Source organism: Bacteroidales bacterium, assembly GCA_014860585.1.
In the GTDB taxonomy this organism is placed as follows: Bacteria; Bacteroidota; Bacteroidia; order Bacteroidales; family 4484-276; genus RZYY01.
The window spans coordinates 1-14,177 of the sequence record JACZJL010000176.1; the positions used below are offsets into that span (position 1 = coordinate 1).

13 protein-coding genes are annotated in these 14,177 nt (G+C 43.5%); 11 read left to right on the top strand and 2 right to left on the bottom strand.

What is annotated here, in order from left to right:
* Positions 1 to 52 precede the first annotated feature (52 nt).
* The 3 genes from IH598_16800 (at position 53) to IH598_16810 (ending at position 2,893) form a co-directional block, all read left to right on the top strand.
* Positions 53 to 229 (top strand): hypothetical protein, encoded by a 177-nt coding sequence (locus IH598_16800; GenBank protein ID MBE0640175.1) that lies wholly within the window; start codon positions 53 to 55, stop codon positions 227 to 229.
* A 231-nt stretch (positions 230 to 460) separates the two neighbouring features.
* Positions 461 to 1,282: a hypothetical protein gene (locus IH598_16805; protein MBE0640176.1), complete on the top strand. Its 822-nt coding sequence runs from the start codon at positions 461 to 463 to the stop codon at positions 1,280 to 1,282.
* Positions 1,283 to 2,089: 807 nt separating this feature from the next.
* Complete coding sequence (locus tag IH598_16810; GenBank protein ID MBE0640177.1) at positions 2,090 to 2,893, top strand: hypothetical protein; 804 nt, start codon at positions 2,090 to 2,092, stop codon at positions 2,891 to 2,893.
* A gap of 71 nt (positions 2,894 to 2,964) precedes the next feature.
* Here the strand turns inward: IH598_16810 and IH598_16815 are convergent, their stop codons facing one another.
* The gene (locus IH598_16815; protein MBE0640178.1) at positions 2,965 to 4,194 is read right to left on the bottom strand and encodes a helix-turn-helix transcriptional regulator; all 1,230 of its coding nucleotides are present in this window, start codon (positions 4,192 to 4,194) and stop codon (positions 2,965 to 2,967) included.
* A 145-nt stretch (positions 4,195 to 4,339) separates the two neighbouring features.
* Here IH598_16815 and IH598_16820 point away from each other — a divergent pair, with 145 nt between their 5' ends.
* The gene (locus tag IH598_16820) at positions 4,340 to 4,933 is read left to right on the top strand and encodes an exosortase/archaeosortase family protein (protein MBE0640179.1); all 594 of its coding nucleotides are present in this window, start codon (positions 4,340 to 4,342) and stop codon (positions 4,931 to 4,933) included.
* 7 nt (positions 4,934 to 4,940) lie between these two features.
* A complete protein-coding gene (locus IH598_16825) occupies positions 4,941 to 5,456 on the top strand; it encodes a hypothetical protein (GenBank protein MBE0640180.1) in 516 nt (171 codons plus the stop codon).
* A 371-nt stretch (positions 5,457 to 5,827) separates the two neighbouring features.
* On the opposite strand, the gene IH598_16830 is transcribed toward IH598_16825, so the two are convergent.
* A complete protein-coding gene (locus IH598_16830) occupies positions 5,828 to 6,304 on the bottom strand; it encodes a hypothetical protein (protein ID MBE0640181.1) in 477 nt (158 codons plus the stop codon).
* 470 nt (positions 6,305 to 6,774) lie between these two features.
* Here IH598_16830 and IH598_16835 point away from each other — a divergent pair, with 470 nt between their 5' ends.
* The 6 genes from IH598_16835 (at position 6,775) to IH598_16860 (ending at position 14,171) form a co-directional block, all read left to right on the top strand.
* Entirely contained in the window at positions 6,775 to 7,602 is an 828-nt protein-coding gene (locus tag IH598_16835; protein ID MBE0640182.1) for a hypothetical protein, read from the top strand.
* An 87-nt stretch (positions 7,603 to 7,689) separates the two neighbouring features.
* On the top strand, positions 7,690 to 8,193 hold the full coding sequence (locus IH598_16840; protein ID MBE0640183.1) for an RNA polymerase sigma factor: 504 nt from the start codon (positions 7,690 to 7,692) through the stop codon (positions 8,191 to 8,193).
* 1 nt (position 8,194) lies between these two features.
* On the top strand, positions 8,195 to 8,662 hold the full coding sequence (locus IH598_16845) for a hypothetical protein (GenBank protein MBE0640184.1): 468 nt from the start codon (positions 8,195 to 8,197) through the stop codon (positions 8,660 to 8,662).
* A 10-nt stretch (positions 8,663 to 8,672) separates the two neighbouring features.
* A complete protein-coding gene (locus tag IH598_16850) occupies positions 8,673 to 9,158 on the top strand; it encodes a hypothetical protein (protein MBE0640185.1) in 486 nt (161 codons plus the stop codon).
* Positions 9,159 to 9,240: 82 nt separating this feature from the next.
* Complete coding sequence (locus IH598_16855; protein ID MBE0640186.1) at positions 9,241 to 9,738, top strand: DUF1648 domain-containing protein; 498 nt, start codon at positions 9,241 to 9,243, stop codon at positions 9,736 to 9,738.
* An 86-nt stretch (positions 9,739 to 9,824) separates the two neighbouring features.
* Positions 9,825 to 14,171 (top strand): CusA/CzcA family heavy metal efflux RND transporter, encoded by a 4,347-nt coding sequence (locus IH598_16860; GenBank protein ID MBE0640187.1) that lies wholly within the window; start codon positions 9,825 to 9,827, stop codon positions 14,169 to 14,171.
* The last annotated feature ends 6 nt before the right edge of the window (positions 14,172 to 14,177 follow it).

Here is a 14,177-nt window from a genome sequence, read left to right on the forward strand (position 1 = left end):
GAACCTTTGGAGGATCCCTTTGGGATAAGGTTGTGAAAGTTGGGGATTTCAGATGTGTACTAAGGTTGAGGAAGGAGGAATAAGGTTTTTAGTATTTCTGAAGATCCGTTACCACCTTCTCGTGCGTTTTGCGCTATACGGCTCAGGCGCCAGCCTGAGCCGCATCTATCCCGGCAGGCTCAGCCTGCAAACATTTTTACCCAAACCATTAACAAAGCCAGATTTTTAACCATTTTCCCATTAACAATTCACCTATTTTTCCATCTTCCGCCATCCATTTTGTCCGTCTGGGTTTTAAACGGACAAAATTCCTGAAAAATTGAGCAATTGATTTTCAGTGTGTTGAAAAAAACTTTGTCCGTCTGGGTTTTAAACGGACAAAGTTGTCGGTGATTTGTTTGGATTTTCCGGATACCTGACATTATCTTTGCCGGTAGTTATTCACTAAACAATTTTAATTATGAAAAAAATTCTCGTGTTCATTTCTGTTTTTGCCTTGGCAGTTGCTACAATGGCACAGACTTTACCTGAAAATCAGCAAGGTGGGAAACCAAATCAGGACACCCGGAGTGGTGTCTCAGTTATTTATGAAGTTGCGCCAACTGGTTTCATTTCATCGCTTGCGGTTACACAAGCCGTTCGTGTAAGTCCATCTGATCCTGCATCTCGCGCTCCCTCAATAGTGCTCACCAAAGCACCGGATTTGGGACCTTGGTGGCAATTGATCAACAATATTGGGGGAACATACGTGTACTCTAATAGTTTTATTTCGCCTGGTGATGGCAAACCAATTGATTTAGGCATGTGGCTTATGGTGGGATATCTAGGTACTCCACTTCCAAGTATCCGTTTCGAGATATGGGGCGATAACGGAGGTGCACCCGATCCAACGAATGTTTTAGCCACTACCGGCTCTCTTGCTCCAGCAGCCACAGGCACATTGGCCTTTTTTAGTTCGCCAGTATTACCCGGCGCTTCCATCTTAACCAATGGATCAAAGTATTGGTTTTGCGCTACAGTAGTGGGTGAACCATTTGCAATAGGGGGATATCAAACTGGTGGACACACACAAAACAGTGTGTACAATGACAATGGAACTTTTTGGTTTTCCAATGACCCGGCAGGAATTTTCTTTGATGGACAAAATTATACACCTGAGATGGCCTTTCAGGTAACAATTGATTCCATTCCACCCTCAGTCCCCCTTACCAACTGGGCGCTGTACCTTGGCATTTTCCTGATGGTGATGTTTACGGCTATCCGTTTTAGAAAGATGGTCTAAGAATTTTTCTCATGATTGATGAAAAAAGCTGCTTCCCGCGAAGCGGCTTTTTTATTTGTAGTCGTTCGGCATAGGTCATTTATCCTGCGATAGCTGAAACCCGTACCGGGTTTCTTTTGTCATTCTCTCCCGTCTGTTCCTATTATAGCTGAAACCCATACTGGGTTTCTGTTGTTATTCTTATCCATCCTTTGCTACTATAGCTAAAACCCGTACCGGGTTTTTGGATTGTGGATGCAATCGTTTTCCCTACGATAGCTGAAACCCGCACCGGGTTTTGAATCGAATATTTTCTGGTTGTTTCTCAACACCGTAGGTGTTGCGCTATAGTAGCATAAACCCACGCTCTATTGATCGAACCCAAACTCCGTAGGAGTTTTGCTATAGTAGCATTTCCGTTTTAGAAAGATGGTCTAAGAATTTTTCTCATGATTGATGAAAAAAGCTGCTTCCCGCGAAGCGGCTTTTTTATTTGTAGTCGCTCGGTCCAGGCTCCAGCCTGAGCCACATCTATCCCGGCAGGCTCAGGCTGCAAACATTTTTACCCAAACCATTAACAAAGTTTGATTTTTAACCATTTTCCCATTAACAATTCACCCATTTTTCCCGTTCCTGGCCATCCATTTTGTCCGTCTGGGCTTTAAAAGGACAAAATTCCCGAAAAATGGAGCGATTGATTTTCAGTGGATTAAAAAAAACTTTGTCCGTCATGGATTTGCCAGAATAAAAAATTTGATTGACATGATGATTTCCTTACAAACTGTATTTAAATTTGCCGGTAATTTATTACCAAAAATTATTGTGAAAATGAAAAAAATACTTTTAACTGCAATGTTCATGATCTCAATGCTTACTTTAACTCAGTCACAAGAGCTGAAGAGAAACAAAGGAGATGATCCTCAATCATTCATTGATTATGTTAATTCAGGGCTTCAATTTCAGTCAGAAAACCCTGTTTTACCTGCAAAACCTTTAACTCCCACAAGGAGTATGTATTATTACACTGACCGTGCAGTTTTTGATGCAGAGCACCCTGGACTGCCGGTTGAAGGCTTCGAAAACAGTACGATAGGATACGCTCAAATTGATGTGATACCAGATCCATTGAATGCTTTTTCTAACAATGCTTACTTTAACCCGGGCGATATCCTGCCTGGAATAAGTTTTTGGGTATCTGCAAATGACTTTGGAGACGAATTTTCGATACTTGGAGAGCAATATGCCGGAAACAATAGTAAGACAATCGTTGCTAATTATTTAGCTGACAATTTTCGTATCGTGTTTGATCCCCCGGTAAAGGCTGTCGGTATGGATATTCAGGAGTTTTTCGGCAACGGCTTGTGTCAGGTGGATATTTATGATCCCGATTATAATTTATTGGCCTCGGTTCAGTCACCTGCAAATCCTGAGGGCGTTTTCTGGGGTGTTGCTTCAGATGATCCAATAGGCGAGATTAATATTATTTCGTTGGGTTATTATTCTGAGGGTGCCGACAACATTGCATTTGGAGAAGTATCCTCCCCCTCAGTCCCCCTCTCCAACTGGGCGCTCTACCTCGGTATTTTCCTGATGGTGATGTTTACGGCTATCCGTTTTAGAAAGATGGTCTAAGAATTTTTCTCATGATTGATGAAAAAAGCTGCTTCCTGTGGAGCGGCTTTTTTTGTTTATGGTCGCTCGGATCAGGCTTTTTTGGTTTCGGTTGGCTGATTATCCTGCTTCAGGTTGGCCATAAACTCCCGCGGGGTTTGCCCGGTGTATTTTTTAAAACAGGCGTAGAACGATGATCTCGACTGAAAACCGGACATATCGGCCACTGCGTCAATCGTGTAATTTTTGCCGTTAGCCTTCATCATATCCATGGCCTCGCGCACGCGGTAATCGTTGATCAGGCTGTAGAAGTTTTTTCCCATCACTTCATTGATCACCAGGGTCAGTTTGTTTTTGCCAATACCGGTTTTACGGCTCAGGTCGCTGATCGCAAAACGTTGATCCAGATAGGGTTTATCCTGCAAAAAGTGTGTTTCTATTTTCCGGATGATTTCACCTGCTCCATCATCCGGGACTACCTTTTTTTCTTCCATTTGGGTCAATACCGGATGATTCCTGTCTGGTGTTTTCTTAGGTGGTTTGATCAGTCCCACCCGTGAAACCTGGGTAAACAGGTCATCCTGCTTCATAGCAAAATAACCCGCCACACCACTGCTGAAAAGGATAACCAGGTTAAAAGCAACCGCGGAAACTATCGTCTGATTGCTTACAACCAGAAGTTGAGCCGCAGCTGCAACCATAAACACAAATAAACCCGAGGAAATGAGGTAAACCCAATTGAATTGCATGTAGGGTAAATGTGAAGGACGCATCTGAACAGCCGCATGCTCCATTTTTAAAAGTTTCACCGTTTTAAATGCTGCCAGCACAAGTTGGACAATAAGTAGCAAACCTGCCCCGGTCCAAAACACCAGTAAACCATAGTTTGCTGTCGTGATTGGGTTGTTGAGAAGGCTAACGTCAGTGTTCAGAAAAATTAGCTTTTGATGGTTGGAGTTGAATCCGTAAGTTACCAGGTTCAACAGTAAAACCAACAGAGGCGGGATGAAAAGAATAAATCTTGAAATAGTGCTGAGATGATTTTTCTCCTTAACCAGTGATAGGATGTACAGAAAATATAAAGGGGGTAAAGTGAGCAGGAGCGGGATGAAAATGAAATACATCCACACCATCAGGGTTTCATTTGCCGAATAGTAAAGTGCGTTCAACAACAGGAAGCCGGTCATGCTCAGCAGCAGCAACCCGAGGTACCTGCGCGCAGAATTGGTTTTTTTGAAAGAGATGAGTTGAATGGTGAAATACAACAACTGGTAAATGGGAAGTGAAAAAAGGATTACCTCAAGATTTTCATTGGAAATCATTGCTGAACAGATTTAACTGAGTGCAAAACTATGAACTTTAAAATATGTATTGCAAAAAATTGAGCATAACATACAAATAAATTTTTGCGCTATATTCGCCGCATAAAGTGAGTTCGTAAAGTTTAATCAATAAATGCCGATAAGTATGTCACAAAAGCCCGGACAATATAAAAGCAGCAAGGAGGAGGATAAAGCGAAGCAAAAGGAAAAGCAGGTCAAACAGGAAGCCTACCGGCAGTTTATGCGCCAGTTCAAGCCGCTGCTGATCGCAGTTGCACTCTGGTTCATTGCCAATGCAATTCTTCATCTACCGGCCATCAAAGACCAGGTGCAGGAGCTTTTTGTCAGGTTCACTTTAAATTCAGCCCTGGCTTTTGGCAAACTGCTGTTCATACCCGTGGAAAGCCGTAGCTTTCCCATGATTACCGTCGGCGGTTATACGATGGAAGTCATCATGGAATGTACAGCCTACAATTTTTATGTTTTCGTGATTTGCCTCAGCTTGCTGTCACCCGTAAAATGGACACAACGGCTGCTCACCCTGGTGATTTTTGTTGCATCGGTATTTGTAATCAACAGCTTCCGGTTCTACACCATGGGCTTCATTGCCATATATTTTGGCGACCTCTTCGACAGCATCCACGATTACCTTTGGAATGTTCTCTTCGGGTTTTTGGTATTCCTTATCTGGTTGTGGAGATTCAGACCGCAAACTCCGGCAGCAACAACAATAAATTAATCATCCCATGGCTAAAAAATTATCAACTCCTGTCAAACTGATGATCCTGATTGTTTTGACCATCCTGTTTTATACGCTGTGGATTTACGGACTTGAAAAGGCATATACTAAATTTCTGCTCGGTGGAACCAACACTGCTTTAAGCATCATCAAAACTGACACCCATATCGAGCTTGAAAAAGAGAACGAGACCTACCAGTTCAGAGTTCGCACAAAGATTGACGGACGAAAGGCCTCCTTTCCGCAAAAAATCGGTAGCCTGTTGCAGCCCACAGTGATCATCCTTGCATGGCAGCTTTTCCTTTTTTTCGTCCTTGGCAAAAGGGATGCATTGCGCTCGCTCGGGATAAATCTGGGTATCTTCTATCTTGCACAAATCCTATTGTTGGTTTTTCTATCCGGTTTCTATGTTTCAGAGGTTCAGAAGTTCATTTACCTGATGTTGATGGATAGTTTTTACGTCATAGCCATCGTGCTGGTTATCAAAGACAGTATTCTTTATCCTGTTTTCAGGAAGGCCTGATGCATTGATGAGATGAGTGATTTTTAATGCAATTGCCTTTGTTACCGCTGATTTGGAAACCAAAAGATGCAGTGTCTCTAATCCAAAGGAGATAATTTTGAAAACAAACTGCAACCTTTACAAGCAAATGCCAGCCAAAGTGCAGCCTTGTTTGAACGGCACTGAAGCTCTGGTAGTGGTCACAGGCGCCCTGTGAAATTGGATGTACGTAGTTAGAAGCACTTAAAAGTATTGATTGACTTTTGACCGATTCACCGGGTGACTTTCGAAGTATTGAGGCAGGTAAAACCACTTAATACCAGGTAGTTATCATTGGTTTTAGTAGAAAACAGCAAACTTAAAAGCAATATCACGGATCTGTGCTCTCCCTTCTATTGTCCTCCCTCATCCTCTTTTGTCCAGGGTAGGATAAATTCGTAGGTTTTGTTCACTTCATAGTTGTAATCAAGCACGTCGATGTAGTAAAAAGTTTCGTGTACTTTTTTGCTTTCGGCAGTGTGCATGTTGAACACTTCAAATTCAACTTCAACCTTGTCGAGTGAGTTTTCGAACTTGTAAATGTACTGCATGCCGGTGAACCAATAGCCCTCTTCATTGCAATTACCTTCACGGTTAAAAGCTCCTGAAACATTATTGTTACAATATCTTTTGTATATGGAAAGTGAGACCTTTCCCTGGTAAGGCTCATAATCCTGGTATTGTACTTTGGCCGAAAGCACAAATGACTTTTCGATGAGTTGTTCTTTTGTATCATCGCAAATGTCTTTATTTTTGTCCGCTTCGCAGGATGATAATAAGGAAAAAGCAATTCCGGTAAAAAGCGTGAGGATAATTGATATTTTTTTCATGTGACAAATATAGTGTTTTGTCAAAAAACAGATGAAAAAAATCTGGTTATTTTTTCAAACTATTATATTGATTTGCTGAGGATTGTTTTTTTTCTGAAGCCATACTCCCGGTGCAATGCTGAGATTCTTTGAGTGGCTTTGTGAGATAGCTATTGCGCAGAGAGTCGCCATGAAGACACAATCCGGTGCGTACGGGACACAAAGACAATATTTTAAAATACATGGTTTTTCAAGAAATCAGCCCAAAAATCTTGCATAATAAATTGATGACCTATTTAGAAATTAGTGACTCATGAAAGAATCAGCAGTTTTTTAGAAAGCACTTTATACAAGACGCAGTTTTCTTCGTTAATGGAGCCAGGTGTTTAGTAATTTATTTCGTTTTTTTTCTCAAGCGATAAACCTTTTCATTTCTTTTGCATCTAATGATCGTATTTCAATCATTAAATAAACTTTTAATATTAAAAACAATGAAGAAATTAATGTTTTGTGTGTTCACACTGCTGGTACTTATCAGTTTTACTTCCTGTGAAAAGGATAAGAATGAAAATGATACAACGGAAACCAACCTGGCTGAAAACGATGCCATTGCCGAAAGCGCATTTGATGAGATCAGCGAGATTGCCGACGAAGCCTTCGGACAGGCAACCGGAGAGTTGAAATCAACTGATGACGCAATCAGGAGACTTGGTCCATGCGCGACGGTAACGTTGGATACGACCGTGATGCCGCGTGTAATGACCATTGATTTTGGCGAAGAAAACTGCCTGTGTAACGATGGGAAATGGAGACGCGGGAAAATCATTGTGACTTTCACCGGACGCTATCACAAACCCGGAACGATCATTACCCATACTATGGAAAATTATTATGTGAACGATAACCATGTTCAGGGGACAAAAGTGATGACCAACCTGGGACCCAACACTAACGGACAGCCTGAATACAGCACCGTGGTGGATGGCAGCATCACGTTTTTTGAAACAGGGGTTGTTGTTTCATGGGAATCAGATCATTTGCGCACATGGATCGAAGGATTTGAAACGCCGGAATGGTTTGACAACGTATTCCTGATCAGCGGTTCAGGTAGTCATTCCAACAGTAACGGAGGAGGATTTACCCGCACTATTACCGAACCGTTGCGTCGTGAAGCTTCATGTAGCAACATTGTCAGTGGTATTGTGGAAACCGTGCCGGTCAACCGCCCAACCAGAATACTGAACTATGGCGACGGCGCCTGCGATAACATCGCAACGCTAACTATTGGCGAAAACACTTACATCATCAGACTTCCGTAAATTTTACATGAGATTCCGGAGAAAGTAGTTTCAGATTTCTCCGGAATTTCTCAGTTCTTTGCATAAACCAAAAGAACAAAGCCAGGATTGAAAACCGATAATGCCGATTTCAGGAATCTTGTCCGGGAGCACAGCCAGCGGCTTTACGCCCATATCCGCAGTATCTTGCTCAATCACCATGACACTGACGATGTGCTACAAAATACGTTTGTTAAAGCCTGGAGCGGAATCCATGAGTTCAGAGCAGAATCGGAAATATCAACCTGGCTGTTCAGAATTGCCACCAACGAGGCGCTGCAGCACCTGAGGAAGCAGAAGTTGAGGAAATTGTTTTTTATGGGCTCTGATACTGAAATTTCCGATGACGTTGTGCAAAGTGATGCCCCCGATGGCGAGGCCATTCAGAGAAAACTCGAACAGGCGATGAAAACTCTTTCGGTGCAGCAACGGATGGTTTTTTCGATGAAATATTTCAACGAACTGAAATACACCGAAATTGCCGGGATTCTCCAACTGAAAGAAGGTTCGCTCAAGGCAGTTTACCACAATGCAGTGAAGAAAATTGAAAAATACATTACAGAAAATGAATGATTTGTCACATCATAAACTTGAAAACCTGAAAGGCCGTCACGCTGATGCCTTTGCAGATATTCCTGCAAATTATTTCGAGGATTTGCCCGGAAAAATCATGGCCGGAATTGAGGAGCATAAGGATCAATCCGGGAAAAGCCTGGGGAGATACACACGGTTTGGGATTGCTGCCGGATTTCTGGTGCTGATTGGTCTCTCTGTTTTTCTTTTCTTCCGGGATGGAAATGGTAGTTCCAGCCAGCAAATCACCGAGCGTATTAAGGAGGTTGTAGTTCCTGAGGATACAACAGCCGGAATCGTGGATCTTAAAGATCAACTGGCACTTGTCGTTCCTTACGATACCAATTTCAATCCTGACGAACAAACTGTCGAAACATCGGAAATGATTGATCCATTCGCTGAACTTGGCGAAATACCACTTGAAGCGCTCATGGAATATTTGAATGAATGGGAAGAATTTGAATTTTAAAAACAAGGATATGGAAAAGACATTGTCTTTAACAAAATCGTTAATTGTTTTCATTTTTTTATTTATAACCGGAATATTATCAGCGCAGCCAGGTCCCGGACCCCGGCAACAGGAAAAAATTGAGCTGATCAAAACAAGATATCTGACAAGGCAAATGCAATTAACAAGCGCCGAAGCAAGGGTATTTTGGCCGGTTTATGATAAGTACCAGGCAAAGCTTGACCAATTAAAAAAAGATCGTGAGGACTGGGTGCCTGATTCACCAGATGCTTTTGATACCATGAATGACACCCAGATTGATGCATTGATTGATGGCCGGCTGGCACATGCCGAAGCAGCTCTCGATGCACGAAAAGACCTGATTAAAGACCTCCGTGAAATCCTGCCTCCACGCAAAGTTGCTATTTTTCTTCGGGCTGAACAACAATTTGCCAAAGAACTCCGGGATAGAATTCAGGAAAAACGCGGGCAGCAGTCTCCTCCAGATTCAGATTGATTTTTCAGGGTGTTTGCATCTGTTCTCAAGGCCTTTTTCGAAAATATTTTTTTCCTTTGCATGCCAGTAAATAGCCCTGCAAATGGAAAAAAGACCCAGAATCAAACCGGAATTTACCAACACTGACCAATTCCTCGAAGGTCTCAGCATAATCACCCTGGTTGGCTTGTGGGCTTTGGTGATTTACGCTTTCTCTATCCTTCCCGAAACAATTCCTGTTCATTTCGACTTAAAAGGACAGCCGGATGGCTATGGCAGCAAGGCTTCGGTCTTGTTCCTTCCCATCCTTTCAACAGTACTTTTTATCGGATTGACGATCATCAATCGTTACCCTCACATTTTTAATTACCCGGTAAAAATCACTGCAGAAAATGCCTTGCGCCAATACACCATTGCCACCAGGATGATCAGGGTGTTGAAGCTGATTGTTCTGGGTGTGTTTTTTTTAATAGAGTTTTTCACGATCCGATCCGCTCTGGGTGCATCAACAGGATTGGGCATTTGGTTTTTACCCTTTATCCTTTGTGTAGTATACATCCCCATGGGTTATTTTATTATTCGTGCCTTTCGTCATAAGTGAAGGCATAAATGATTACTTTTGAACCCTTAAAACCTGATCACATCAATGGCTTTGACTGGCCACAAAATAATTGAAATTGAAATATCATGTTAGATAGCATTATTAATTTCAGCATCAGGAACAAGCTGATAGTCATCATTTTTACCCTAACAGTAGCAGCGTTTGGTATTTTTTCGGTCACACGGATTCCAGTGGGAGCCGTTCCCGACATCACCAACAACCAGGTGCAGGTGATCACCGTTTCACCCAATCTTTCGACTCAGGACATCGAGCAGTTTATCACCTATCCCGTCGAGCTGGAGATGGCCAATCTGCCTGGTGTTGAGGAAATCCGCTCTATCTCCAAGTTTGGGCTGTCGGTGGTAACGATTGTTTTTGAGGATGCAATGGGCGCCTACCTGCCCCGGCAACTCATCGCCGAGAAGATAAAAGCAGCATCGGCAAACATTCCGGAAGGATTTGGCACACCGGAAATGGGGCCGATTACCACTGGTCTTGGCGAGATTTATCAATACATCCTCGATGTTAAACCCGGATATGAAAACCGTTACACTACCATGGAGCTTCGCACACTTCAGGATTGGGTAGTAAAACGGCAGCTTTCAGGAATTCCGGGAGTTATCGAAGTAAATACATGGGGTGGATTTCTCAAACAGTACGAAGTTTCCATTGATCCGCAGAAAATCCGGAGCATGGATATTTCTATCCTCGAGATTTATGAGGCACTGGTAAAAAATAACAGCGTTTCGGGCGGCGCCTACATCGAAAAGCAAAACCAGAGCTATTTTATCCGTGGTGACGGCTTATTGAAATCAGTTGAAGATATTGAACAGGTGGTCGTAAAGAAGAACGGGAATGTTCCTGTGCTGATCGGAGATATTGCAGAAGTCAGGCTTGGTTATGCCAATCGTTTTGGGGCAATTACTGCCAACGGGGATGGGGAAAAAATCCTCGGTCAGATCATGATGCTGAAGGATGCCAACTCCAAGGAAGTGATCACAGCAGTGAAAAAGCGGGTGGAAGAGGTGCAAAAGAACCTGCCGGAAGGTGTTTTTATCAATCCGATTGTTGACCGCAGTGAATTGATTGCCAGAACCTCCTTTACAGTATTTGAAAATTTAATTCTTGGGTGCCTAATCGTGATTTTTGCGGTTATTCTTCTTCTCGGGAATATCCGGCCGGCACTCGTCATTTCGTCCATCATCCCGTTGTCGCTGCTGTTTACCATTTCGGTGATGTACCTGCTGGGCGCCGATGCCAACCTGATGAGTCTTGGAGCACTCGACTTCGGGATTATCATTGATGGGGCAGTGATTATTGTCGAATACACCGCAGTAAGGATCACAACCCGGCGAAATCAACTGGAGCAGTTTGAGGGCGACGATAAGCAGGCTCTTTTGGATAAACTGAGTTTTGAAGGAGCATCAAAAATGATGAACTCCGCCATTTTCGGCCAGGTTATCATCCTGGTAGTTTTAATCCCGATTTTTGTGTTAAGTGGTGTTGAAGGGAAGATGTTTCGCCCGATGGCACTCTCTTTCAGCCTCGCTATTGTGGGCGCCATGATTTTCGGATTAACATGGCTACCCGTCATTTCTTCGATGTACCTGAAACCTCAGAAAGAAGATAAAAAGAACCTTTCAACCTGGCTGATAGGAATACTTTACAAGTCCTATTGTCCGGTAATCCGGTGGTCCTACGATCACAAAAAGATCGTATTAAGCCTGGCATTAGTATCGCTGGTTTTTACAGTGTTTCTTTTTTCGAAAATGGGGGCAGAGTTCGTCCCAACCCTTGACGAAGGTGATTTTGTGATTCAGCCTGTTTTAAAAACCGGTACTTCACTTTCCAAAACAGTGGAAATGACCACCCAAATGGAAAAAATTCTGATGGACAATTTCTCTGAAATTGAACAGATTGTCTGCCGTATCGGGGCAGCCGAGGTGCCAACCGATCCGATGTCAATGGAGGAGATTGACATGATCATCAAGCTGAAACCCCGAAAACAGTGGGTAATAACAAAAAATAAAGAGGAATTGGCAGGGCATTTCAAGGAAGCCCTGTCGGTGATTCCCGGCGTGGAGTATGAGTTTACCCAGCCGATCGAGATGCGGTTCAATGAATTGATCACCGGAGTGAGGGCGGACATTGCCATTAAAGTCTTTGGTGAAGATTTGGACTACCTGAGCAAAATTGCCGGTGAAATCAAGCACCTGGTCGAAGAAATCCCAGGCGCTGCAGATGTTATTCTCGAAAAGACCGCAGGACTTCCCCAGATGAGTGTGAACTACGACCGGCAAAAAATTGCGCTATATGGTCTTAGCATCGAAGAACTGAACCGGAATCTCGCAATGGCTTTTGGCGGAGAGATCGCCGGTAGTGTTTTTGAAGGAGAAAAACGGTTTGACCTGGTTGTCAGATACCATAGCGATTACCGGACTGACATTGAAAACATCAGGGGATTGAGCATTCCATTGCCGAACGGAAGTTTTATACCTGTGAGTGAAGTGGCGGATATTGAATACAGTACCGGACCGGCAAAAATTTCCCGCGACAACACCCACCGCCGGGTGGTGGTAAGCGTAAATGTGCGCAACAGAGACCTGCAATCTGTAGTCACAGATATTCAACAGGTTATTGATGAAAATATCAGACTGAAAACCGGGTATTATATTTCCTACGGGGGACAGTTCGAAAACCTGCAAAACGCAACGCGCAGGCTGCAATTGGCCGTTCCTGTGTCGCTGCTGCTGATTTTCATCTTCCTGCATTTTGCCTTCAAATCGCTCAAAGATGCCATGATGATTTTCTCGGCCATCCCACTTGCCACGGTTGGAGGTGTACTTCTACTGTGGCTGAGAGGCATGCCGTTCAGCGTGTCGGCAGGAATTGGATTCATTGCACTTTTCGGGGTTGCAGTGCTCAATGGCATTGTGCTTATCGAGCACCTGAAAGCACTGCATGAAAATGGGATGACCGACATGCGTGAACTCATCCTAAGAGGAACACGCGAGCGACTCCGTCCGGTAGTGATCACCGCTGCCGCAGCTGCCCTCGGTTTTCTGCCAATGGCCATTTCAACTTCTGCCGGCGCCGAAGTGCAACGACCACTCGCAACAGTTGTAATCGGCGGACTTTTCACCTCCACACTGCTCACCATGGTGGCCTTGCCGCTGCTTTATGCCATTCTTAGCAATATTACCGGTTTTGATATGAAAAAACTAAAATTCACACGCACAGCAAAACACTTTCTCGTTCTGGTATTCATTCTGCCTTCAACCATGTTATTTGCACAGCAGCCCAATTCGCTTACGCTCGATCAGGCCATCGAGACTGCATTGAGAAACAACCGGCAGGTTAAAGCATCCGCTCTTAACGTGGAACAAACCAAAGCGCTGGTTCCTTCTGCTTTCCAGATTGACAAGCTGGGTGTTTATTACGAATACGACCAGAACAATATGGCTGAAAATGGTTACCCCCTCGGTGTGCTTGGAGTTGAGCAGGGATTTGCTTTCCCGACTGTTTATACCTCCATGCGGAAAGCCAATGAGATTGAAGTTTCCATTGCCTCTTCCGGGCTGGAAATTCAACAATTGGATCTTTCAAGAAAGGTGTCCCAGCAATATTACCACATCATTTTCCTGATGAATAAACTTGCAGAATTTGAACTGGTTGACAGCCTTTTCATTCGTTATACGCGGGCATCTGAACTTAAGCTGGAGCAAGGCATTATTGGTCAGTTGGAGTTTTTAAACGCCTCAGCTTATCACCAGCGTATTAGAACCCGGATGCGACAATTGCAGCATGATCTGACCATTGCCAATGACTATCTTGGCGCACTGATGCAATCCGACAGCGCTTTTATCATCGCATTTCAGCCACTTGAAGTGTTGACGCCACCTGCAGATCCAACGGTTTATAATCCGGGATTGCGCCTCCTCCAGGAAAATATCAGGCATCAGGATGCCATGGTCAATGTGGAACGCAACCGGTTACTGCCCGATCTAAACCTGGGATATTTCAATGGAACCAACCGCTATGAAGGAGCAGACAACTATTATGGCTATACAATTGGACTTGGTGTTCCACTATTTTTCGGAGAGCAGAAATCGAAAATTAAGTCCGGGAAAATTGCTGTGGAAGTGGCTCAGCTTCAGTTTGAAAATTATCAGAAGCAACTCGATAATCGTAAACTGCAACTTCAGAATGAGTTGGTTAAATACCGTGAAGCCATTGACGTATATATGGGATCGGGTGAAGAGCTTTTCCGGCTACTTTACAATGCGGCAGATCGTAGTTTCTCTCTGGGTCAGATTAACTACTTCCAATACCTGCAAAGCCTCGAAAATGCCATCGAAATTAAAACAGATTATCTCGAAAATGTATCTGCTTACAATCAGATTGTCATCGAATTGAAGTATTTATCGCTATAAAAAATA

Coding starts and splice junctions, on each gene's coding strand:
- IH598_16805 (MBE0640176.1), top strand. CDS start 461: ATGAAAAAAATTCTCGTGTTCATTTCTGTTTTTGCCTTGGCAGTTGCT.
- IH598_16810 (MBE0640177.1), top strand. CDS start 2,090: ATGAAAAAAATACTTTTAACTGCAATGTTCATGATCTCAATGCTTACT.
- IH598_16820 (MBE0640179.1), top strand. CDS start 4,340: ATGTCACAAAAGCCCGGACAATATAAAAGCAGCAAGGAGGAGGATAAA.
- IH598_16835 (MBE0640182.1), top strand. CDS start 6,775: ATGAAGAAATTAATGTTTTGTGTGTTCACACTGCTGGTACTTATCAGT.
- IH598_16855 (MBE0640186.1), top strand. CDS start 9,241: ATGGAAAAAAGACCCAGAATCAAACCGGAATTTACCAACACTGACCAA.
- IH598_16850 (MBE0640185.1), top strand. CDS start 8,673: ATGGAAAAGACATTGTCTTTAACAAAATCGTTAATTGTTTTCATTTTT.
- IH598_16815 (MBE0640178.1), bottom strand. CDS start 4,194: ATGATTTCCAATGAAAATCTTGAGGTAATCCTTTTTTCACTTCCCATT.
- IH598_16830 (MBE0640181.1), bottom strand. CDS start 6,304: ATGAAAAAAATATCAATTATCCTCACGCTTTTTACCGGAATTGCTTTT.
- IH598_16825 (MBE0640180.1), top strand. CDS start 4,941: ATGGCTAAAAAATTATCAACTCCTGTCAAACTGATGATCCTGATTGTT.
- IH598_16800 (MBE0640175.1), top strand. CDS start 53: ATGTGTACTAAGGTTGAGGAAGGAGGAATAAGGTTTTTAGTATTTCTG.
- IH598_16860 (MBE0640187.1), top strand. CDS start 9,825: ATGTTAGATAGCATTATTAATTTCAGCATCAGGAACAAGCTGATAGTC.